This is a genomic window from Pseudarthrobacter defluvii (assembly GCF_030816725.1).
Classification (GTDB): Bacteria; Actinomycetota; Actinomycetes; order Actinomycetales; family Micrococcaceae; genus Arthrobacter; species Arthrobacter defluvii_A.
In genome coordinates this window covers 1470648-1493441 of the sequence record NZ_JAUSYG010000001.1, presented here as the reverse complement: position 1 = coordinate 1493441, position 22794 = coordinate 1470648, and the positions used below count along the sequence as shown (strand labels likewise).

17 protein-coding genes and 1 tRNA gene are annotated in these 22794 nt (G+C 66.7%); 7 read left to right on the top strand and 11 right to left on the bottom strand.

What is annotated here, in order from left to right; all coding sequences use genetic code 11:
- Nucleotides 1-20 precede the first annotated feature (20 nt).
- The 10 genes from QF031_RS06955 to argS form a co-directional block, all read right to left on the bottom strand.
- Nucleotides 21-788 carry a WecB/TagA/CpsF family glycosyltransferase gene (locus QF031_RS06955; RefSeq protein WP_307425866.1) on the bottom strand — a complete coding sequence of 256 codons (768 nt, stop codon included), beginning with the start codon at nucleotides 786-788 and terminating at the stop codon, nucleotides 21-23.
- Nucleotides 788-1600 carry an L-threonylcarbamoyladenylate synthase gene (locus QF031_RS06950; protein WP_307425863.1) on the bottom strand — a complete coding sequence of 271 codons (813 nt, stop codon included), beginning with the start codon at nucleotides 1598-1600 and terminating at the stop codon, nucleotides 788-790. Before QF031_RS06950 ends, QF031_RS06955 begins: the two co-directional genes overlap by 1 nt.
- On the bottom strand, nucleotides 1597-2496 hold the full coding sequence (gene prmC / locus QF031_RS06945) for a peptide chain release factor N(5)-glutamine methyltransferase (RefSeq protein ID WP_307425861.1): 900 nt from the start codon (nucleotides 2494-2496) through the stop codon (nucleotides 1597-1599). The genes QF031_RS06950 and prmC overlap by 4 nt, the downstream gene beginning before the upstream one ends.
- A 15-nt stretch (nucleotides 2497-2511) precedes the next feature.
- Nucleotides 2512-3585, bottom strand: a complete 1074-nt coding sequence (gene prfA / locus QF031_RS06940) for a peptide chain release factor 1 (protein ID WP_307425858.1) — start codon at nucleotides 3583-3585, stop codon at nucleotides 2512-2514.
- Nucleotides 3586-3841: 256 nt separating this feature from the next.
- Nucleotides 3842-5995: a transcription termination factor Rho gene (rho, locus tag QF031_RS06935; RefSeq protein ID WP_307425855.1), complete on the bottom strand. Its 2154-nt coding sequence runs from the start codon at nucleotides 5993-5995 to the stop codon at nucleotides 3842-3844.
- Nucleotides 5996-6290: 295 nt separating this feature from the next.
- Nucleotides 6291-7265 carry a homoserine kinase gene (gene thrB / locus QF031_RS06930; protein ID WP_307425852.1) on the bottom strand — a complete coding sequence of 325 codons (975 nt, stop codon included), beginning with the start codon at nucleotides 7263-7265 and terminating at the stop codon, nucleotides 6291-6293.
- Nucleotides 7266-7267: 2 nt separating this feature from the next.
- On the bottom strand, nucleotides 7268-8374 hold the full coding sequence (gene thrC, locus QF031_RS06925; RefSeq protein ID WP_307425849.1) for a threonine synthase: 1107 nt from the start codon (nucleotides 8372-8374) through the stop codon (nucleotides 7268-7270).
- Nucleotides 8375-9691, bottom strand: a complete 1317-nt coding sequence (locus QF031_RS06920; protein ID WP_307425847.1) for a homoserine dehydrogenase — start codon at nucleotides 9689-9691, stop codon at nucleotides 8375-8377.
- Nucleotides 9692-11164, bottom strand: a complete 1473-nt coding sequence (lysA, locus tag QF031_RS06915; RefSeq protein WP_307425843.1) for a diaminopimelate decarboxylase — start codon at nucleotides 11162-11164, stop codon at nucleotides 9692-9694. It abuts the gene before it with no gap.
- A 5-nt stretch (nucleotides 11165-11169) separates the two neighbouring features.
- The gene (argS, locus tag QF031_RS06910; protein WP_307425840.1) at nucleotides 11170-12834 is read right to left on the bottom strand and encodes an arginine--tRNA ligase; all 1665 of its coding nucleotides are present in this window, start codon (nucleotides 12832-12834) and stop codon (nucleotides 11170-11172) included.
- 184 nt (nucleotides 12835-13018) lie between these two features.
- Here argS and QF031_RS06905 point away from each other — a divergent pair, with 184 nt between their 5' ends.
- From QF031_RS06905 to QF031_RS06890, 4 genes are all read left to right on the top strand, one after another.
- Complete coding sequence (locus QF031_RS06905) at nucleotides 13019-13498, top strand: FMN-binding protein (RefSeq protein ID WP_307425836.1); 480 nt, start codon at nucleotides 13019-13021, stop codon at nucleotides 13496-13498.
- An 8-nt stretch (nucleotides 13499-13506) separates the two neighbouring features.
- Entirely contained in the window at nucleotides 13507-14373 is an 867-nt protein-coding gene (locus QF031_RS06900) for an FAD:protein FMN transferase (protein ID WP_307425833.1), read from the top strand.
- Nucleotides 14370-15962 (top strand): ferredoxin--NADP reductase, encoded by a 1593-nt coding sequence (locus tag QF031_RS06895; RefSeq protein ID WP_307425830.1) that lies wholly within the window; start codon nucleotides 14370-14372, stop codon nucleotides 15960-15962. The genes QF031_RS06900 and QF031_RS06895 overlap by 4 nt, the downstream gene beginning before the upstream one ends.
- Nucleotides 15963-16071: 109 nt before the next feature.
- Nucleotides 16072-16144, top strand: a tRNA-Arg gene (locus QF031_RS06890).
- Between the two features lie 96 nt (nucleotides 16145-16240).
- On the opposite strand, the gene QF031_RS06885 is transcribed toward QF031_RS06890, so the two are convergent.
- Nucleotides 16241-17191 carry a cation diffusion facilitator family transporter gene (locus tag QF031_RS06885; protein ID WP_307425827.1) on the bottom strand — a complete coding sequence of 317 codons (951 nt, stop codon included), beginning with the start codon at nucleotides 17189-17191 and terminating at the stop codon, nucleotides 16241-16243.
- A 126-nt stretch (nucleotides 17192-17317) separates the two neighbouring features.
- Here QF031_RS06885 and QF031_RS06880 point away from each other — a divergent pair, with 126 nt between their 5' ends.
- The 3 genes from QF031_RS06880 (at nucleotide 17318) to hrpA (ending at nucleotide 22786) form a co-directional block, all read left to right on the top strand.
- Nucleotides 17318-18370 (top strand): M4 family metallopeptidase, encoded by a 1053-nt coding sequence (locus QF031_RS06880; protein ID WP_307425824.1) that lies wholly within the window; start codon nucleotides 17318-17320, stop codon nucleotides 18368-18370.
- A gap of 61 nt (nucleotides 18371-18431) precedes the next feature.
- The gene (locus QF031_RS06875; RefSeq protein ID WP_307425823.1) at nucleotides 18432-18740 is read left to right on the top strand and encodes a protealysin inhibitor emfourin; all 309 of its coding nucleotides are present in this window, start codon (nucleotides 18432-18434) and stop codon (nucleotides 18738-18740) included.
- Between the two features lie 65 nt (nucleotides 18741-18805).
- Nucleotides 18806-22786: an ATP-dependent RNA helicase HrpA gene (gene hrpA, locus QF031_RS06870; protein ID WP_307425820.1), complete on the top strand. Its 3981-nt coding sequence runs from the start codon at nucleotides 18806-18808 to the stop codon at nucleotides 22784-22786.
- Nucleotides 22787-22794 lie beyond the last annotated feature (8 nt).

Sequence of the window (22794 nt, the reverse complement as noted above, 5' to 3'; positions counted from 1 at the left end):
ATCAGCCGCCGTTTTAGCTGCTACCTGCCGGTCCGCTGCTTCCTGAGCCGCCGTGCAGCCAGGAGCCACAGCAGGACCCACGGCTCCCCCAGGACACGGTAGGCAACGCGGCGGGGATGCAGGAGCAGCCGCCAGGCCCACTCCAGTCCCATCCTGCCCAGCCACCGGGGGGCAAGCTTCTGCACTCCCGCGAGCTGTTCGATGGCACCGCCCACGGCGCAGTAAACGGCAGGCGGCATGTCAGCGAGCCGGCGCTGCAGGACCTGCTCCTGGAGCGGCATGCCGAGGCCGAGCAGGACCAGCTGCGGCTGTTCTCGGTGCAGCCACTCAACGGCAGCTTCCTCAAGGTCCGGGCCCCAGCCCTCCCCGGGGAACCCGCACACATGCGCCCCTGGCACAATCGACTTCAACCTGCTGACCGCGCCTGCGTTCGCTTCCGGACCGGCCCCGACCACCGCGATGCGGTCGAGGCCGCGCACCTGGTCCAGGGCCGGCAGCCAGTCGGTGGTACCCAGCCGGTAGTCCATGACCGGGCCTTCGGCGTTGCCGGTCCTCCCCCACAGCCACAGCACGGGTGCGCCGTCCAGGAGCACCACGTCGCTTTCCTCATAGAGGCGGCGGAAGCCGTCGTCGGACAAGGTGAGCGTGACGCTGTGCAGGTTGTGGCCCAGGACAGTACGGGTCCCGCCGTCCGCGATGAACCCGTTGAGTTCCGCGACCAGTTCGGGAACGCGCAGGGGTGTCGCGTGGACGTCCAGGACGGGAATCTGCTGGCGGTCCAGCGCCATCAAGGCTGCTGGTTCCCGGCCGGTGTGGTGGGTTCGGCTGCAGCAGCCGTCACTGCGGAGGAGCCGGACGCGGCAGGTGCGGAGCCGGCGTCGTCCGTTGCATTTCCAGCGTCGGCCTGCGCCGGGACGGGCTCCTCTTCAGCCATGGGAATTTCGCCCAGCCCCAGGACACCCGGTACGTGTTCGCGGAGCCGGTCCAGGCTTACGGCCCCGTTGCGGACCACGCGCAGGACGGGCCCGGTGGCATCCACGATCGTGGAAGGCACACCGGCCTCACCTTCCAGCGGCCGCGCACCGCCTTCCAGGTACACCTCCACCGAGTCGGCAAGCTGCTCGCGCGCGGCTGCGGCGGTCTGGGCAGGGGCGTTGCCGGTGCGGTTGGCGGAGGAAACGGCGAGCGGCCCCGTGAGGGTCAGCAGTTCCAGGGCAACTTCGTCGGCGGGCATCCGCAGCGCCACGGTTCCCTTGGTTTCGCCAAGATCCCAGTCGAGGGACGGCTGCGCGTGCAGGATGAGGGTCAGGCCGCCGGGCCAGAAGGCTTCAGCAAGCTTCCGGGCGTCCGCCGAGACCTCCGTGGCCAGGCCGTCCAGTGCGTTGATGCGCGGAATCAGGACGGGGGGAGGCATGGTGCGGCTGCGCCCCTTTGATACCAGCAGCATGGTGACGGCCTGGGGCGAGAACGCATCCGCGCCGATCCCGTACACCGTGTCTGTGGGGAGCACGACGCACTTCTTTTCGCTGATGGCGCGCTGGGCGTGTTCCAGGCCCCGGGCGCGCTCGTCGTCGATGGTGCAGTCATAAGTTGTGGTCACTGGCCCATTCTTTCATTCCGTATGGTGTGGTCCGCGAGCACGGCGCTGGTGGCGCGCTCCTTGCCATTCAGGTCCAGGTGCGTGGTGATGGCTGTCCAGGTTCCGGTCCTGGCCAGCATGGCGGCAATCCAGCCCGCCTGGACTTCAGCGTGTTCCATGACGAAGTAGCCGCCGGGCCGCAGCAGCCGTGCAGCGGAGGCCGCGGCCGCCGTCGGAAGTTCCATGCCGTCCGCGCCCCCGCCATACAAGGCCTCGGGCGGATCGTGCAGGGCCACCTCGGGTTCGTTGGGGATGGCTTCGGCGGGGATGTACGGCGGGTTGGAAACCACGACGTCGACTGTTCCGTTGAGTTCCCCGAAAGCGTCGCGCAGGTCCCCCAGGATGAGGTTGACCCCCAGCGGCGTCAGGTTTTTCGCTGCCCAGGCGTGGGCGAACGGGCTGTACTCGACGGCATGGACTTCTGCGCCGGGAACCTCGTGCGCGATGGAGCCCGCGATGGCACCGGACCCCGTCCCGAGGTCCACGATCCGCGGGTGCGGCGTTCCCTTGACGTGGTCGATGGCGAGCTGGACCACGGACTCTGTCTCGGGGCGCGGAATGAACACTCCGGGCCCCACTGCCAGTTCGAGGTAGCGGAAATGCGCCACCCCGGTGATGTGTTGCAGCGGAATGCGGCGCGCGCGTTCGGCTACGAGTTCCACATATCCCGCCGGCGCTGGAGTGTCGCCCAGCATCAGGGAGCGCAGGCGCCCCAGCCCGACGTTGAGGAGGTGGTCCGCCAGGAGTTCGGCGTCGGCCCGCGGGCTCGGCACACCGGCTTCAGCCAGGAGTGCCGCAGCCTCACGGACGGCCGCTGCCAGGGTCTGGGCAGGCGCCGCGGAGGTGGGCTCGGTCATCGGTGCAGTTTCCGGTCAGTCGCCGATGGCGTCGAGCCGGGCCTGCTCATCCATCTCGATCGCGGACTGGATGACCGGTTCCAGGTCGCCGTTCATGACCTGGTCCAGATTGTAGGCCTTGTACCCGGTGCGGTGGTCCGCGATCCGGTTTTCCGGGTAGTTGTAGGTGCGGATGCGCTCGGAACGGTCCATGGTGCGGATCTGCGACTTGCGCTGGGCCGAGTTCTCGGCGTCGATCTGTTCCTGCTGGTGCGCCAGGATGCGTGCCCGCAGGACGCGCATGCCGGCTTCGCGGTTCTGCAGCTGGGATTTTTCGTTCTGCATGGCCACCACGATGCCCGTGGGAAGGTGTGTGATGCGGACGGCCGAGTCGGTGGTGTTCACGGACTGCCCGCCGGGACCCGAGGAGCGGTACACGTCGATTTTGAGGTCGTTCTGGTTGATCTCGAGTTCTTCGGGTTCATCCACTTCGGGCAGGACCAGCACTCCGGCGGCGGACGTGTGGATGCGGCCCTGGGATTCGGTGACCGGCACGCGCTGGACGCGGTGGACGCCGCCTTCGAATTTGAGCCGGGCGTAAACGCCCTCTGCGGGGTCGTTGGAATTGCCCTTGACGGCCATCTGGACGTCCTTGTATCCGCCGAGGTCCGACTCTGTCGCGGAAATGATCTCGGTCTTCCAGCCGCGGGACTCCGCGTAGCGGCTGTACATGCGCAGCAGGTCGCCGGCGAACAGGGCGGCCTCGTCGCCGCCTTCACCGCCCTTGACCTCGAGGATCACGTTGCGGGCATCGTCAGGATCGCGCGGAATGAGCAGGCGGCGAAGCTTGGCCGCGGCCGTCTCGAGGGAGGCTTCCAGTTCGGGCACCTCGGCAGCGAACTCAGGATCCTCGGCAGCCATCTCCTTGGCGGCAGCAAGATCGTCCCGGAGGCCTTCCCACTTGTGGTAGGCATCAACAATGCCATTGAGCTGAGCCGACCGCCGCCCAAGCTTCCGGGCAAGCCGCTGGTCAGCATAAACAGCAGGATCCCCAAGCTGCGCCTGGATGGCATCATGCTCATCAAGCAGACCCTGTACGGACTCAAACATCTATAAACCTCTTTCGACTTGTACAAGTCTAATGACTGCCATGCGGAGACTGACCGCACGTCCGGACGCGCGCCCGCATTTGGTGAGATAACTGCATGGCGTTCGGATTTTGCCGCCCCGGGAGTGGCATCGGGCCTGCCGGAGCTGGGCGGCGAACGATCGAAGATCGAAGCCGCCCAGCGAAGGGGCGGGGGCGGCAAAATCCGAACGACAAAGGCGGGGCCGGCAAAATGCGTCGGCCCCGCCCTCGGTGAAACTATTTGTCGTTATCCGACTTCGCACCAAGCGTCGTCTTCTGGACCTGCATGAGGAACTCGACGTTGCTCTGGGTCTCCCGGATCTTGTTGGTGAGCAGTTCAAGGCTCTGCTGGGTCTCGAGTCCGGAGAGGACGCGGCGCAGCTTCCACATGATCTTGACTTCTTCGGGCGAGAGCAGGTTCTCCTCGCGGCGAGTGCCGGAGGCGTTGACGTCCACGGCGGGGAAGATGCGCTTGTCGGCCAACTGGCGGGACAGGCGGAGCTCCATGTTGCCGGTGCCCTTGAACTCTTCGAAGATGACCTCGTCCATCTTGGAACCGGTCTCGACGAGCGCGGTGGCCAGGATGGTCAGCGAGCCGCCGTTTTCGATGTTGCGGGCGGCGCCGAAGAAGCGCTTGGGCGGGTAGAGGGCTGCCGAGTCGACGCCGCCGGACAGGATACGGCCGGAGGCCGGTGCTGCCAGGTTGTAGGCGCGGCCCAGGCGGGTCATGGAGTCCAGCAGGACCACCACGTCCATGCCCATTTCCACGAGGCGCTTGGCACGCTCGATGGAGAGTTCGGCCACGGTGGTGTGGTCGTCGGCGGGACGGTCGAAGGTGGAGGCAATGACCTCACCCTTGACGGTGCGCTGCATGTCCGTGACTTCTTCGGGCCGTTCGTCAACCAGCACCATCATGAGGTGGACCTCAGGGTTGTTGGTGGTGATGGCGTTGGCGATGGACTGCAGGATGAGCGTCTTGCCGGCCTTGGGCGGGGAGACGATCAGGCCGCGCTGGCCCTTGCCGATGGGGGCAACGAGGTCGATGACGCGGGGACCGATCTTCTTGGGGTCGGTCTCAAGGCGCAGGCGCTCGGACGGGTACAGCGGGACCAGCTTGGCGAACTCAACGCGGTCCTTGAGCTCTTCGGGGGTCTTGCCGTTGACCGAGGTCACGCGGACCAGGGCGTTGAACTTCTGGCGGTTGGACTGCTGGTTGCGGTCTTCGCCTTCACGGGGTGCACGGATTGCGCCGACGACGGCGTCGCCCTTGCGCAGGTTGTACTTCTTGACCTGGGCCAGGGAGACGTAGACGTCGTTGGGGCCGGGCAGGTAGCCGGAGGTGCGGATGAACGCGTAGTTCTCCAGGACGTCCAGGATGCCGGCAACCGGCAGCAGGACGTCATCTTCGGTAACCTCGACGTCGTCCACATCCGGGCCCTGGTTGCGTCCGCGGCGGCGGTCGTTCCGGTCCCGGAAGCGGTCGTTGCGCGAGTTGTCCCGGTCCTGGCCGCCGGAGCGGTCGTTCCGGTCGTTCCGGTCGCGGCGGTTACGGCGGTTGCGGCGGCTTCCACCGTCCGAATCGTCGCTGTCACGGTTGTCGCGGGCGCCTTCACGCTGACCGGCTTCGCGGCTGCCGGCGTTGTCGCGGCCGCCGTCGGATTCGCGGGCGTTGTCGCGGCCCCGGGTGCGTCCGCCTTCACGGCGTTCGGTGCGCTGGCCGGCGTCGCCCGCTTCAGCTGCGGGAGCTTCGGCGCGCTGTTCACCTGCACGCTGCTCGCCTGCACGCTGTTCCGCGGCCGGCTGCTCTGCCGGGGTTTCCACCGGGGCTTCCTGAACGGAGACGGCAGCGGCTTCGCTGCGGCGGCGGTTGCGGGTGCGCGGCTGGCGGCGCTCGGGGGCACCTTCTGTTGCCTCGGCGGTTTCCGAAGGAGCGGCCGACGGCGTTTCGACAGTTGCGGCGGCAGGCGCGGCAGTGGCGTCCACAACCGGAGTTTCGGTTGCCGTGGAAACGACGCCGTCGCTGACGGCGCGGCGGCTGCGGCCACGTCCGCGGGCACGGGTGCCTTCCGCGGCGGGTGCTTCTGCGGCGGGGGCCTCAGGAGCGGAAGCCGGTGCGGCTGCGGCCGGAGCCACGGTGCTTTCCGGAGCCTTTGCCGCTGACTTCGCGGGGGCCTTGGCGGTGAGGGTCCCGGCACGGTGGGCGGAGATGGCCGAGACCAGGTCCCCCTTGCGCATGCGGGAGCCGCCGGAGATGCCGAGCTGGCTGGCGAGGGCCTGCAGCTGGGCGAGCTTCAGGCCGGCGAGGCCGCTGCTCTTGGCGGGTGCTGCCGATGATTCGGCAGCAGAAGTTGTGTGTTCCACAGCTGGTGACAGCTCAGTGGTTTCGGTCACGAAGGATCCTTCCCCCTCGACGGCGTCCGGACTGGGAGCTGGACGCGATGATTTGATCTGGGCTGCAGTTCAGATCTGCAGCCGGGATTGTTCGGCCTTGCCGGTTGGATTTCGGCCAGCAGGGCCGGATACTGATTCACCTTGCGCTGCGCCCATGGCGCAACGCCGGGCTGACGGTTCAGGGGCAGTTGGATGCTGCAGATTCCTGCGACAGACCAAGCAGGCGGCACCGGAATACATTCACAGTGGTAGATCAAACAGCAACTGAATGCAGGAGCAGATCAGATAGGCGGAATTACCGCCGGTGCAAGTCCACCTTAGCACCTTCGACGTCCACTGCGAGCTTCAGAACGCGCCAGCCGATGTCCGGCGTGTTCTCTGCCGTGAAGGCCTGGATGAAAGCCAGTGCGTCAGTTGCCTGGACTTCACCGTTGGCAAGGACCAGGACGGTGGGGCCTGCCCCGGAAACCACTGCCGCGTAGCCTGCTTTGCGGAGCGCGCCGATCAGTGCCGCGCTGGGCCGCATGGCCTCCGCGCGGTAGCTCTGGTGCAGGTAGTCCTCGGTGCCCGGCAGCAGGAATTCAGGCTTCTGGGTCAGCGCATGGATTAGCAGCGCCGCCCGGCCGGAATTCATGGCCGCGGCGTGGTGTCCCACCGACGCCGGCAGCAGGGCGCGGGCCGCTTCGGTGGAGAGTTCGAAGTCCGGTACCGCCACAATGGGGATGACGGATCCAGCCACGGCGGCACTGGTGCTGCTGTACTGCTCACTGTCCTGCCATGACAGCGCCAGTCCGCCGAAAATGGCGGGTGCCACGTTGTCAGGATGGCCTTCCAGTTCGCTGGTGAGCTGGAGGATCCATTCCTTTCCGCGCCGGCCTTCCGCCGGCACCATGGCGTTGGCGGCCGAAACGGCGGCGACCACGGCGGAGGCGGAGGAACCCAGCCCCCTGCCGTGCGGATTCACGTTCTGGGCCGTCACCTTCAGCCCGCCGTGGCGGTAGCCGAGCCGCTCAAAGGCTGCGTCCATGGCGCGGACCACCAGGTGGCTGGCGTCGCGCGGCAACGTGTCGGCACCCTCGCCGCTGAGCTCGAACACGAGTTCGTCCGTGTCCAGGCTTTCCACGGTCAGGGTGTCATGCAGGGCCAGGGCGAGTCCCAGGCTGTCGTAGCCGGGGCCGAGGTTGGCCGTGGTGGCGGGAACGCGGACTGTGACCTGCTGGCCCGGCTCAATCAGTTGCAGTCCGACGGCGGCCTGCGAGGTGGTGTCCAAGGCTATTTTTCTTCCAGTCCCAGCTCAGCGGCAACGGTGACGACGTCGTTCGGGACCTTGACCGGCTGGACATCGCTGCCGTCTTCGGTGCGCAGGGCCCACTGGGGGTCCTTGAGGCCATGGCCGGTGACGGTGATGACGATGGTCTTGCCGCTGGGGACCTCGCCGGCGGCGTGCTTCTTGAGCAGGCCTGCCACGCCGGCGGCGGAACCGGGCTCCACGAAGACGCCTTCCCTGGCTGACAGCCAGCGGTGGGCGTTCAGGATTTCCTCGTCAGTGACAGCGTCAATGAGGCCGCCGGATTCGTCACGTGCCCCCACAGCGCCGTCCCAGGAGGCGGGGTTTCCGATGCGGATGGCGGTGGCGATGGTGTCCGGCTCAGTGATGGGGTGGCCCGCAACGAAGGGGGCAGCCCCGGCGGCCTGGAAGCCCCACATGGCGGGGGTCCTGGTGGACACCGCAGGAAGGGTGCCGGCAGTGTCGGACTCGAAGGGAGCGGAGTATTCCTTGTAGCCCTTCCAGTAGGCAGTGATGTTGCCGGCGTTGCCGACGGGCAGCACATGGATGTCCGGTGCATCGCCCAGGGCGTCGACCACTTCGAAGGCGCCGGTCTTCTGGCCCTGGATGCGGGCAGGGTTGACGGAGTTCACCAGGAAGACGGGGTAGGACTCCCCCAGCTTGCGGGCGATGTCCAGGCAGTTGTCAAAGTTGCCGTCCACCTGGAGGAGGGTGGCACCGTGGGCGATGGCCTGGCTGAGCTTGCCCATGGAGATCTTGCCTTCGGGCACCAGGACGGCGCATTTCAGGCCGGCGGCCGTGGCGTAGGCAGCAGCGGACGCAGAGGTGTTGCCGGTGGAAGCGCAGACCACTGCCTTGGCTCCTGACTCGACGGCGGCGGTCATGGCCATGGTCATGCCGCGGTCCTTGAAGGAGCCGGTGGGGTTCATGCCCTCCACCTTCAGGTAGACCTCGGAGCCGGTGAGTTCGGAGAGCTTCTGCGCGTACACCAGCGGGGTGCCGCCCTCGCCCAGGGTGATGACCCTGGTGGACTCCGTCACGGGCAGACGGTCAGCGTATTCGCGGATGACACCGCGCCATTGGTGAGCCACTTAGACTCCTTCTACCCGCAAAACGGATGTAACTGAATTGATGACGTCCAGGCCCTTCACGGCCTCGACGGTGGCTGCAAGGGCAGCCTCTGACGCGCGGTGGGTGACGATCCGCAGTTCGGCCGACTCCACGTTGGAAGCCGAATCACGGTGGATGGTCTGCCGCATAATTTCGATGGAGACGCCGTGCTCGGCGAACAACTGGGCGATCTTTGCCAGGACGCCGGGCTGGTCGGCGACATCCAGTCCGATGTAGTAGCTGGTGATGGCCGCGTCGATGGGCAGGGCGGGAACGTGGCCCGTGGTGGTTTCGGTGCGCCCGGGACCGCCCAGGACCAGGCGGCGCGCTGCCGACACAAGGTCGCCCAGGACGGCGGACGCGGTGGGGGTGCCGCCGGCGCCCTGGCCGTAGAACATCAGTTCGCCGGCGTTCTCAGCCTCGATGAACACCGCGTTGAAGGCGCCGCGGACGGCGGCGAGCGGGTGTTCACGGGGCAGGAGGGTGGGGTGCACGCGGACGGACACACCTTCGTTGCCGTCCGCATCAACGAGTTTTTCCGCGATGGCCAGCAGTTTGATGACGAAGCCGGCGTCCTTCGCGGCGGCGATGTCCGAGGCACTGACGGAGGTGATGCCTTCGCAGTGGACATCGTCCAGCGCAAAGCGGGTGTGGAAGGACAGCGACGCGAGGATGGCTGCCTTGGCGGCAGCGTCGTGGCCTTCGACGTCGGCAGTGGGGTCCGCTTCGGCGTAGCCAAGGCGCTGGGCTTCGGCGAGGGCATCGGCGAACTGGGCGCCGGTGGTGTCCATCTGGTCAAGGATGAAGTTGGTGGTGCCGTTGACGATGCCCAGCACCCGGGTGATCCGGTCGCCCGAGAGGCTGTCGCGGATGGGGCGCAGGATCGGGATGGCGCCGGCCACGGCGGCCTCGTAGGACAGCTGGACGCCCGCCTTGTCCGCCTCTTCGTAGAGGGTGGGTCCGTCCTGCGCCAGGAGTGCCTTGTTGCCGGTGACCACGCAGGCGCCGTTACGCAGCGCGGAGAGGATCAGCGTGCGTGCGGGCTCAATGCCGCCCATCAGCTCGATCACCAGGTCGGCGTCCTTGACGAGAGTTTCGGCGTCGGTGGTGAAAAGCTCCTGCGGCAGGTCCACGTCGCGGGGGGCGTTGACGTTGCGCACGGCGATGCCGCTGAGCTGTAGGCGGGCACCGGTGCGGGCAGCGAGGGCGTCGGCGTCCTCAATGAGGATCCGCGCAACCTGGGCTCCAACGTTGCCACAGCCCAGCAGGGCTACTTTCAGCGTTCGCATTTCCGTCATTCAGGCTCCCATATCGCGGTTCAGCAGATCTTCTTCGGTTTCCCCGCGGACAATCAGCCGGGAAGATCCGTCGCGCACCGCGACAACGCCCGGCCGGGCCAGATAGTTGTAGTTGCTCGAGAGGGCCCAGCAGTAGGCGCCGGTTCCCGGTACAGCAAGCAGATCACCGGCTGCCACGTCCTCGGGCAGATATACATCTCTAACAACTATGTCGCCGCTCTCGCAATGTTTGCCCACTACGCGGGACAGCTGCGGGGCGGCGCTGGAGGTGCGGGAGGCCAGGACGGCCGAATAATCCGCGTCGTACAGCACCGGGCGGGCGTTGTCGCTCATGCCGCCGTCCACCGAAACATAGCGGCGGGGATACGTAACGTTGTTGCCCGCGTCACCGTTGCCGGAAGCCCCGGGAGCGTCCACGCGGACGGTCTTCAGGGTGCCCACCTCATACAGGGTGAAGGTGGTGCTGCCAACGATGGCGCGTCCCGGCTCGATGGAGATGCGCGGCGCGTCGATGCCAAGCTCGGCGCAGGTGGAACGCACGACGGCGGCCATCGCGTTGGCGATCTCCGCTGCAGGGCGCGGGGTGTCCACCGGCGTGTAGGCGATCCCGTAGCCGCCGCCAAGGTCCAGTTCCGGCAGGGTGATGGAGTACTTTTCCTGCATGGCGGCCAGGAAGCGCAGCAGCTTCTCCGCGGCCAGCGCAAAGCCATCCGGCTCGAAAATTTGGGATCCGATGTGGCAGTGCAGGCCCAGCAGTTCGATGCCGGGATGCGCTGATGCAGCTGCCACCGCTTCCTCGGCAGCGGAGATGCCGGCTTCATCGGTGGTGTCGGCAGCCATGGAGAGGCCGAACTTCTGGTCCTCGTGGGCGGTGGCGATGAATTCGTGCGTGTGGGCATGCACGCCGGGGGTGAGCCGCAGCATGACCTTCGCCTGCTCCCCGCGCCCCTGCGCGATCGCGCCGACGCGCACGAGCTCATCCAGGCTGTCCACCACGATCCGCCCCAGGCCCATGTCAAGCGCCCTGTGGATCTCGCCGTCGGACTTGTTGTTGCCGTGCAGGGCGACGTCCGCCCCGGGAATTCCGGCCCGGTAGGCCACGGCGAGTTCCCCGCCCGAGGCCGTGTCCAGCCGCAGCCCTTCTTCCTCCACCCAGCGGACCACCGCCGTGCAGAGGAACGACTTGCCGGCGTAGTAGACATCCACTCCCCCGCAGATATCCGCGAAGGCGTCGTTGAACGCATCGCTGAATGCCCTGGCCCGGGCACGGAAGTCGTTCTCGCTCATCACGAAAAGCGGGGTCCCGTATTGCCGCTGCAACTCGCTGACGGGGATGCCGCCGATGACAAGTTCACCATCGGCGTTGCGCGCTGCGTCACCGGCCCACATCGGTTCGTGGAGGGCATTGAGGTCATCCGGAACGGCAAGCCACTCCGGGGCAAGCGGAGAGCCGTCTGCTGTTGTGTGCGTCATGGGTCCTACATCCGTTCCGGCGCGGAAACGCCCAGCAGGTCAAGGCCGTTCGCCAGCACCTGGCTGGTGGCGTCATTAAGCCAGAGCCGGGTGCGGTTGAGGTCCGTGACGGGTTCTTCACCCATGGGGGCAATACGGCACGCGTCGTACCAGCGGTGGTACGCCCCTGCGATGGCCTCCAGGTGTCGCGCCACGCGGTGCGGTTCGCGCAGTTCGGCAGCCTTGGCCACGATCGACGGGTAGCTGCCCAGGTAGGAGAGCAACTCGTTCTCCGTGGCGTGGTCCAGCAGTGAGGCGTCGAAGCTGTCCTGGCCGTCCACCCGCCGATCCACGCCGGCAGCCACCGCATTGCGGGCGGCGCCGCGGGACCGGGCGTGGGCGTACTGGACATAGAACACGGGGTTCTCGTTGCTGTGTTTCTTCAGCAGTTCCGGATCGAGCGTCAGCGGCGAATCGGCCGGGAACCGTGCCAGGGAGTAGCGCACGGCGTCCTTGCCCAGCCACTCGATCAGGTCCTTGAGCTCGATGATGTTGCCGGCACGCTTGGACAGCTTGGCGCCGTTGACGGATACCAGCTGGCCGATGAGCACCTCGATGTTCACTTCGGGATCGTCGCCCGCCGCGGCCGCGATGGCCTTTAGCCGGTTGATGTAGCCGTGGTGGTCGGCGCCCAGGAGGTAGATCTTTTCCGTGAAGCCTCGGTCCTTCTTGGACAGGTAGTACGCGGCGTCGGCGGCGAAGTAGGTGGGCTCGCCGTTGGCGCGGATCATCACGCGGTCCTTGTCGTCGCCAAAGTCCGTGGTCCGCAGCCACACCGCACCGCCGTCGTCGAACACGTGGCCCTGCTCGCGCAGGCGCGCCACGGCACTTTCGATGGCGCCGGCGTCGTGCAGTTCCTGCTCAGAGAAAAAGACATCAAACTCGACGCCGAACTCCGCCAGGGTGGCCTGGATGTCCTTCATCTGGGCCTCGTAGGCGGCGGCCCGGATGACCGGCAGGGCGGCGACTTCGGTGAGCTCACGGATGTCCGGGTGCGCCGAAAGTACCTCATGCCCAAGGTCGGCGATGTACTGGCCGGGGTAGCCGCCGTCGGGCACGGGAAGGCCATGCAGGCGGGAGTAGACCGAGGTGGCGAAGGTGTTCATCTGCGAGCCGGCGTCGTTGATGTAGTACTCGGCAGTCACATCAGCGCCGGAAGCGCGCAGCACGCGGGCGATGGAGTCGCCCAGCGCTGCCCAGCGGGTGTGGCCGATGTGCAGCGGACCGGTGGGGTTGGCGGAGACGAACTCCATGTTGACCGTGTGCCCTGCGAGCGCGGTGTTGGTGCCGTAGTCCTTGCCGGCCTCCACGATCGCTTTGGCGAGGGCACCGGCGGCAGCCGCGTCCACGGTGATGTTCAGGAAGCCCGGGCCTGCGATGTCAACGGCCGAAACACCATCGATGGCCTTGAGCCGGCTGCTGAGGACGGTGGCGAATTCACGGGGGTTGGTGCCCGCCTGCTTGGCGAGCTGCAGGGCAATGTTGGTGGCCCAGTCGCCGTGCTCCCGGTTCTTGGGCCGCTCCACGCGCACCTCGGCCGGAATGGCTGATGCGGCAAGGGCAATATCACCGGTGGCGACGGCGTCCTTGAGGCAGGCGGATATGGCGAGGGAAAGTTCTTCGGGAGTCACCCCTCTAGCCTACCGGGGGCCAGTGACAGCAAAGAATTTGGCCGCCTGGGTGTCAGGCTTCACGGCAAGGAGTGAGGCCTGCCATATGGTGAACCATTTGGCCGCATCCGGCGTTGACTAAACCGTAGCCACTGCTCCACACCCCGCGATCCGGTACAGCCCCAAAACTGAAACGAGAGCCTTCATGAGACCCTCCAGCCCTAAAAGCCTTCCTGTATCCAGGCACGCAGTCCGCAACGGTCTTTTTGCCGGCATCGCCGGCCTGTCCCTGGCAGGAACCGTGGCCGGCTGTGCACCCTCATCCGCGGACAGCACAGCCGGAAGCGCCGCCCCCTCCGCCGGGACTTCCGCCCTTGCCGGCAGCGGAGGCGGCTACAAAGACGGCACCTACACCGCCGACGGCAACTATGTCTCGCCCAACGGCACCGAAACCGTGGGCGTCCAGCTGACGCTTGCAGCGGGAAAAGTAGCGGACGTGGAGATCACCCAGCACCCGTCCAATCCGAACACCCGCAAATTCCAGGGCGAATTCGCCGGAGGCATCGCCGCCCAGGTGGTGGGAAAGAACATCGATGAACTGAACGTTTCCAAGGTTGCCGGTTCCTCACTGACCAGCGGAGGCTTCAACCAGGCAGTGGAGAAGATCAAGTCCGAGGCGCAGTAGGCGGGCCGGTGACGGACTGGGAGGACTTTTCGTTCCAGGGGATCGGCACTGAGTGGGCCGTCAGCACTCCCCTGCCGCTGCCGATGTCCCTGCGCACGCGCCTGCTGGACAGGGTTGAAAAGTTCGACGGCGACTGGTCACGTTTCCGCCCCGACTCGCTGGTTGCGGAACTCGCAAGAAAACGGGGGCGGTACGGGTTTCCGGACGAGGCCGCACCGCTGGGTGAGCTGTACAGATTGCTCTACCGGCTTACCGGCGGGGCCATGACTCCGCTGATTGGCGGCAGCCTGGAGCGCCTGGGCTACGACGCAGCGTATACGCTCCGGCCGGACGGCCCGCCCCTCCCGGCGCCCGAGTGGGAATCGGTCCTCACCTGGTCAGGAACAGTCCTGACTGCCGGCGCCCCCGTGGTCCTGGACATTGGTGCCGCCGGAAAAGGGCTGCTGGTGGACCTGCTGGCCGCCGAACTGGACGCCGCCGGGGTGTCCGAATTCGTCATCGATGCCAGCGGAGACCTGCTGGCCCGCGGCACAGAGCCCCTCAGCGTGGCGCTTGAACACCCTTACAACCCCGCGCTGGCAATCGGCGTCGTCGACCTGGACGGCCGCGCCCTGTGCGCTTCCGCTGCCAACCGCCGCACCTGGGGCGACGGACTGCACCACGTCCTGGACGGAACCACCGGGCAGCCGGTGCGCACCGCCGTCGCCACCTGGACCATGGCGGAGACCGCCATGGTGGCTGACGCGCTCGCCACGGCGCTGTTCTTCGTTCCCGGCGCCGCGCTTCAGGAAACGTTCGACTTCTCGTGGCTGACCGTCTTTTCGGACGGCAGTGCCGCCTACTCCGCCGAATTCGAAGGGATGTTGTTTTCGTGAACCCCGTGGAAGCACCCCAAGCCCGGCCGGCACGGTCCCTGACCGGCCGCGTGGACACTGCCGTCGGCCGGTTCACCATGTACCGGCTTGTCCTGTTGGTCCTGGCGGCCCTCGCCGCCTACAGCCTGCTGCTCGACGCGCTGGGCTGGCTGACCTTCGGCATCCCGGACATGCTGGCGCACCTGGTGCTCTGCCTGGCCCTGACCTACGCCTCCAACCGGGCGTTGGCAGCACTCTTCCGGGTCAGGCCCCACACGGAGTCGTCGCTCATCACCGGACTGCTGCTCTATTTCCTGTTCTGGCCGTCCCTCCAGCCCATGGACCTGGCCGGGGTGGCGCTGGCCTGTGTCCTGGCCTCCGCCTCCAAGTACGCGCTGGCATGGAGGGGGCGGCATATCTTCAACCCTGCTGCCGCCGGCGCCTTTGCCACCGGGCTTACCGGGCTGAACATCGCCACGTGGTGGGCAGCAACCCCTGCCATGCTGTGGCTGCTGGTCCCTGGCGTGCTGCTGGTGGTTTACCGGATGCGCAAGGCGCTGATGGCCTCGGTCTTCACGGTGGCGGCCACGGCCATCATCACGCTGGAGCTGCTTCGCGCAGGCATGACGGCCGGGATGGGCGTCTGGCAAGCCCTGGCCCAGCGCCCGGTGCTGTTCTTTGTGGGATTCATGCTCACCGAGCCCCTGACGCTGCCGCCCCGGCGTTGGCAGCAACTGGCGTTGGCCGCTCTGGTGGGGGTGCTCTTCGCCGTTCCCTGGAACCTGGGCCTCTTTGCCAACTCGCCTGAGGCGGCGCTGCTCACGGGCAACCTGCTGGCCTTCCTGCTGGGCCAGCGCGGCGCAGTGAAGCTGCGGTTCGCAGGTGCCCGGGCCCTTACTCCGACCACCACCGAGTTCTCCTTCGAACCTGCCCGGCCGGTCCGTTTCCTCCCGGGGCAGTACATGGAGCTGGACCTTCCGCAGTCCAGGCCGGATGGCAAAGGACGACGCCGGGTGTTCAGCCTGGCGGGCAGCCCCGGCGAGCGCCTGGTGAAGTTTGGCGTGCGGACGGACGGGCGGTTGTCTGCCGCAAAGGAGGCGCTGCTGGCACTGCGGCCGGGTGACGAAGTGGCAGCTACGGCCGTGGGCGGGGACTTTGTCCTCCCGCGCGACGCGGGCCGGCCTGTGCTGCTCATCGCGGCGGGCATCGGCATTACGCCCTTTATGTCGCAGCTGGCCTCCGGTTCCCTGCGGAAACGTGACGCGGTGCTTCTGGTCCTCGCCAGGAACGCTGACGAGGTGGCCTATGCGGAGGAACTGCGGAGTTCCGGCGCCCGGGTCCTGGTGCGGCTGGCGGACGGGTCCGTTCCGCCGTCGGGCCTTGCCCCTGCCGCCGCCGGAGTTTCCGGTGCGGGCGGCCGAACGGACGGGCGGCTGGACGGGCGGCTGGACGGGCGGCTGGACGGGCAGGCTCTTGCAGCCATCGTTCCCGATATTTCCCGGCGGGACGTTTACGTCTCAGGCTCCCCCGCAAGTGTCGCAGCCCTCCGCCGTGCAGCCAGGTGCGCCGGCGCCCGCCGGGTGCAGACGGATTCGTTTTCGGGATACTGAGGCAGCCTTCGTGGCCTTCCGGGCTGGTCCACGCGGCGGTTTTCCCTTGCGGGCCTCCTTCCTGCTAAGCTCTAGGACGTCCCGCCGGGAACGGCAGGACATCCGGATTGCCCTCGTAGCTCAGGGGATAGAGCGTCTGCCTCCGGAGCAGAAGGTCGTAGGTTCGAATCCTATCGAGGGCACAGAAGAAAACCCCGCCGCTTCACTGAAGCGGCGGGGTTTTTCCGTGCCGTCAAAGACTTTCCGTCAAAGACGATGCCGTCAGAAACCCACAGCGCTCAAAAACGCAGCGCTGCCTCGTCCATCGTGGCCAGGGTGAGCACGGCTTCCTCCACCGTTTCGTGGTCCTCAAGTTCGCGCTCAATCCGCCGCAGGACCACGGCAACCTCGTGCTCCGGGTGGTCCCCCTGGAGGTCAACGGCCGCAACCAGATACAGCTTCCGGGGGCCCACAAATTCCAGGTGCAGGTAGGTAAGCCGGGCAATGTCCTGGTGCTCCAGCACACGGCGGGCCATGGACCGTTCGATGTCGGGGGTGACACCCTGTCCCACCAGGAAGCGCCTGTTGCGGTCGATCAGGACCACCGCGACGACGGCGAGCAGCACGCCGACGGCAATGGAACCGATCGCATCCGGCAGCGGTGATCCGGTCACCTGGTGAAGGAACACGCCCACGAAAGCCACCACGAGGCCGATCAATGCTGCCGCATCTTCGGCGAAGACCGCGCGCAGGGTGGGATCGGAACTGATGAGGACCTGTTCAAGCGTGTGCCGGTCCATCTCATGGGCCGCTTTCCGCGTTTGCCGGAAGGCCTGGGCGAAGGAAATCCCCTCAAGAACGAAAGCCACGGCCAGGACCACGTAGGCCACCAGGAAGTCCGATGCCGGCTCCGGCTCAATGATCTGCTGGACACCGTGCATGATGGACACCACCGCACCCGCGGTGAACAGCCCGAAAGCGGCGAACATCGACCAGACATACGCTTCCCGGCCGTAACCCATTGGATGGCTCTTGTCCCGGGGACGGGCAGACCGGCGCTCGGCAAAGAACAGGAACACCTGGTTCCCGGTGTCCGCCCAGGAATGCGCAGCCTCCGCGGCCATCGAGGCCGAGCCGGTAAGGACAGCAGCCACCGATTTTGCCGCGGCCACTAACGTGTTGGCCGCGAAGGCGATGATGACGGTCAGCAGGGTGGAGCCGGACTTGCCGCGCTTTTCGGTTTCAGCCATGCGGATACCGTACCCACGGGAGCGGGCGGCAGCACCCGGGAGGCCAAATAAATTCCCCAAGGCGGCCTGCCACCGATTGTCAGTGGCCCCTCGTAGTCTGAAAACACCTAGCTGAGGGAGTACGCCATGCACGTTCAGTTCTGTTCCATCGTCCCGCCCTACCTGCTGCGGCGGCTCGCGCAGCAGGATGCGCCCGGATACTCTACGGCGGCTAGCGCCGCCAGGAAGGCCCTGGGCCACGTCGAATCCTTCCAGGCCGCCCGCGCACAGGCTGTTCCGGCCCACCCGCCCGGGCTGCGGGATGTGAAACCGGAGCCAGTTCAGCGCGCTGTCTACGATGCCGCCAGCGAGGAGACGCTGCCGGGCAGGCTGGTCCGGGACGAAGGCGGGCCTGCCACCGGCGATGCCGCCGCGGATGAAGCCTACGACGGGCTGGGGCATACGCACCGCCTTTACGCCGACGCCTTCGGACGGGATTCCGTCGACGGGCGCAGCTTGAAGCTGGACGCCACCGTGCACTTCGGCAAGCTGTACGACAACGCATTCTGGAACGGCAGCCAGATGGTGTTCGGCGACGGCGACGGGGATGTCTTCCAACGCTTCACCAAGTCGTTGAGCGTCATCGGCCATGAACTGGCGCACGGGGTTACCCAGTACTCGGCCGGGCTCGCCTACCGGAACCAGGCCGGTGCCCTCAATGAGTCGATGTCGGACGTCTTCGGCGCGCTCGTGGAGCAGTTTGTAAAAAACCAGTCCGCTGCGGAGGCAAGCTGGTTGATTGGGGAAGGCCTCTTCACCTCCAAGGTCCAGGGACTTGCCCTGCGGTCCATGAAAGCGCCCGGCACCGCCTACGACGACGACGTGTTGGGCAAAGACCCGCAGCCCGATTCCATGGATTCCTATGTCCGGACCAGCGCAGACAATGGCGGCGTCCATATCAACTCGGGCATCCCCAACCGGGCCTTTTACCTCGTGGCGGAGGCCTTGGGCGGCTACGCCTGGGAGGCACCCGGACGGATCTGGTACGAGACCCTGACCAGCGGCTCACTGCCGGCCGCGGCTACCTTCCCGGTTTTTGCCCGCGCAACAGTGCGCGCCGCCGCCGACCTCTTCGGCGCCCAATCCCGGGAGCATGACGCCGTAGGGGCAGCGTGGGAAACTGTAAAGGTCAAGGTTTAACCACTGCCCTGCTGCCCGTTAATTTGGCTGCGGGGCCGAATGGAAGCCCAGGGGCCAGACCATGAAGATCAAGGTGGAGCGCACCGGCGGGATAGCGGCGATGACAAGGGTATGGACGGTGGACGCCCAGACGGACAGCGACCTCAGCCAGTGGCAGCCGATTGTTGAGGCCTGCCCGTGGGATGCGGTTCCCAGCACCCCCCGGGCAGCCGCTGCAGCCTTTGAGGCGCCCCAGCCGGACCGCTTCATCTACTCCATCACCGCGGGGCAACGCAGGGCCGCTCTCCCCGAACAGGCCCTCACCGGCCCGTGGCGCATCCTGGTTGATACTGCGCGGGCCGCCGCTGAGGAATCCGGCGGGGCGGACTAAGGGCAAAGGTGCAGCCGGCAGGCGAATGAGGGGCTTTTGTCCGCGGCAGTAGACTGTCTGCAGCCATGACTTTTCATATCTCCTATCCCGCCGAGCTGCCGGTTTCCGAGCGCCGCGAGGACCTGATGGCGGCCATCGCCGCGAACCAGGTGACAATCATCGCCGGCGAGACCGGCTCCGGAAAGACCACCCAGATCCCCAAGATGTGCCTGGAACTGGGCCTGGGCGAAAAGGGCCTGATCGGACACACCCAGCCCCGCCGGCTGGCGGCCCGGACGGTGGCCGAGCGGATCGCGGAGGAACTCGGCGTAGAGATCGGCCAGGAGATCGGCTTCCAGGTCCGTTTCACGGGCGAGGTGAGCAAGGCGACCAAGGTCAAGCTGATGACCGACGGCATCCTGCTCGCCGAAATCCAGCGGGACAAGCTGCTGCGAAAGTACAGCACCATCATCATTGACGAGGCGCATGAACGCAGCCTCAACATCGACTTCATCCTGGGCTACCTCAGGCGGGTCCTTCCGCAGCGGCCCGACCTGAAGGTCATCATCACCTCGGCCACCATCGATCCCGAGCGGTTCGCCAACCACTTCGGCACCCCCGAAAATCCGGCACCCATCATCGAAGTGTCCGGCCGGACGTACCCCGTGGAGATCCGCTACCGCCCGCTCACGCAGCCGGTCACGGACGAGGAGGAAGCCTCCGATGATGAACTCGAAGAGGACCGCGACCCCCTCGATGCCGTCTGCGATGCCGTGGATGAGCTGGCGGCGGAAGCGCCCGGGGACATCCTGGTGTTCTTCTCGGGCGAACGCGAGATCCGCGACGCCGCGGAGGCCCTGCAGTCCCGCATCCAGTCCAACCGCAGGCTCGCCAACACCGAGATCCTCCCCCTGTTCGCCCGCCTGAGCCTGCAGGAGCAGCACAAGGTGTTCCACCCCGGCAGCAAACGCCGGATCGTGCTGGCCACCAACGTGGCGGAAACATCGCTGACCGTGCCTGGCATCAAGTACGTCATCGATACCGGCACGGCCCGCATTTCCCGGTATTCCCACCGCACCAAGGTCCAGCGCCTGCCCATCGAGCGCGTCTCCCAGGCATCCGCCAACCAGCGTTCCGGCCGCTGCGGGCGCGTATCCGACGGCATTGCCATCCGCCTGTATTCGGAAGAGGACTTCGAATCCAGGCCGCCGTTCACCGACCCGGAAATCCTGCGGACCAATCTCGCCGCTGTCATCCTCCAGATGACGGCAATGGGAGTGGCGAAGGGCCCCAAAGACGTTGAGGAGTTCCCCTTCGTCGAACCGCCGGAGACGCGGGCCATCAACGACGGCGTCACCCTCCTTCGCGAGCTCGGGGCACTGGCTCCCCCGCGCCCGCAGGGCAACGGGGGCAAAGCTGAAGCAGCCGATGGCCGGGGCGGGCCGAAGGGCGGCGGCCTCACCGCCGTCGGACAGAAACTCGCCCAGCTCCCGGTCGATCCGCGCCTGGGCCGGATGATCGTGGAAGCCGGAAAACGCGGCTGCGTCCGCGAAGTCATGGTCCTGGCAGCAGCGCTCACCATCCAGGACCCGCGCGAACGTCCCACCGACAAGCAGCAGCTGGCCGCGGAAAAGCACAGCCGCTTCCGCGACGAGAATTCGGACTTCACCGGCTACCTCAACCTGTGGAACTACCTGCAGGAGAAGCAGCAGGAACTGTCGTCGTCGGCCTTCCGCAGGCTCTGCCGCGCCGAGTTCATCAACTACCTGCGCGTGCGGGAATGGCAGGACCTCTTCACCCAGCTGCGCCAGCTGGCCCGCCCGCTGGGCATCACCCTGGACAACAAGCGCCTCGCGGACCCGGTCGGCAACCATGACGGAATCCACATCAGCCTGCTCTCCGGGCTCCTGAGCCACATCGGCATCCTGGACGAGCGCAGGCGCGAATATGCCGGCGCCCGGGGCAGCCGGTTCGCCATCTTCCCCGGTTCCGCACTCTTCAAGAAGTCCCCCACGTTCGTCATGGCAGCGGAACTGGTCGAAACCAGCAGGCTGTGGGCCCGGGTGGCCGCGAAATTCGATCCCGTATGGGCCGAACAAGTGGCTCCGGACCTGGTGAAGCGCAGTTACAGCGAACCGCACTGGTCCACCAAGCAGGGCGCTGTAATGGCCTACGAGAAAGTCACCCTCTACGGCGTCCCGATTATCGCGCAGCGTCGGATCAATTACGGCCGGGTGGATCCGGTGGTGGCCCGGGAGCTGTTCATCAGGCACGCCCTGGTGGAAGGCGACTGGCGCACCCATCACAAGTTCTTCCACCGCAACCGTGCCCTCCTGAACGAGGTGGAGGAGCTTGAGGCCCGCATGCGCCGCCGGGACCTGCTGGTGGACGACGAGACGCTGTTCGAGTTCTATGACGCCAGGATCGGACCCGACGTGGTCTCCGAGCGGCACTTCGACAAGTGGTGGAAGGACGCCCGCAGGGAAAACCCGGACCTCCTGGACTACGACAAGTCGCTGCTCCTAAGCGACGACGCCGAGGACCTGGACGAAGCCGCGTACCCGAAGACCTGGCTGCACAAGGGCTTTGAGCTCCCCTTGACGTATGAATTCCATCCCGTGGCTCCCGGTTCTGCTCCCGACCCGTCGGACGGTGTCACGGCCGAAGTGCCGGTTTTGTTCCTGAACCAGCTCGATGACGCGCCGTTCCGCTGGCTGATTCCGGGCCAGCGCGTGGAGCTGGTGACCGCGCTCATCAAGTCGCTGCCCAAGCAGGTCCGGAAGAATTTCGTTCCCGCGCCCGACGTTGCCCGGCAGGCCGTTGCCGTCCTCGAATCGGACTTCGATCCCGCCAGGGACGAACTGGAGCCGTCGCTGGAGCTTGCGCTGCGCCGGATCCGCGGCGCCATCATTCCTCCCGGCTCCTGGAACTGGGATGCCGTTCCCCCGCACCTGCGCGTGAGCTTCAAGGTGGTGGACAGCAAGGGCAAGGTCCTGGGCGAAGGCAAGGACCTTGCCGAGCTGCAGGAGCGGCTTGCCCCTGCCACCCGGCGCGCCATTGCGGAATCGCTCGGCGCCACTCCCGGCTCCACCGCGCCCGGCATGTCAAAGCGCCGTCAAGGCAAGGCGTCCGACGCCGGGCCGCAGGCACAGCAGCAGGCCGACGGGGTGCCGCAAGCCCAGGCCCGGCCCGGGTTCGTGGAGCAGGAAGGCCTCACGGAGTGGAGCGCGGGCACCATCGAGCGCCAGGTGAGCAGCATGGTCAAGGGCCACACGGTCACCGGCTATCCGGCGCTGGTGGACCAAGGCACCTCCGTGTCCCTGCGCGTCTTCCAGACCGCGGAAGAGCAGCTTGAGGCGATGCGCGGCGGGGTCATCCGGCTGCTGGCCCTCCGCGTTCCGGCGCCGGACCGGTACGTCCTGGAGCACCTGAGCAACACGGAGAAGCTCACCTTCAGCCAGAACCCGCATGGGTCGGTCTCTGCGCTCATCGCCGACTGCGCGCTGGCGGCCATTGACAAGCTGACGCCCGCGGAAATTCCCTGGGATCGGAAGGCGTTCGACCAGCTCTATGAAGTGGTGCGCGCCGAACTGATTGACACGGTCTTCTCGGTCACGGCCATCGTCGAGCGCATCCTGTCCAGCACCCGGCGGATCGAAAAGCAGCTCAAGGGCACCACCAGCCTGGCCCTGATCAGCGCGTTGAACGACATTAAGAGCCAGCTGGAGCAACTGGTGTACCCGGGTTTTGTGGCACGCACGGGCTACGTCCAGCTCAGCCAGCTGCCACGGTACCTTGCCGCCATCGAGAAGCGGCTTGAGCGCCTGCCCGGAAACGTGCAGCGCGATGCTCTGGGCATGGCCGTGGTGCAACGGCTTGAGGACGACTACGACGACGCCGTCTCGGCGCTGCTGCCGGGACGGCGTGCCGGCAGGGAGTTAACCCAGGTGCGCTGGATGATCGAGGAGCTCCGGGTGAGCCTGTTCGCCGTCGAACTGGGAACGGCCTACTCCGTGTCAGAGAAACGAATCCGCGCCGTACTCAACAAGGCACTGGCACCCGCCTAGCCGCGGTC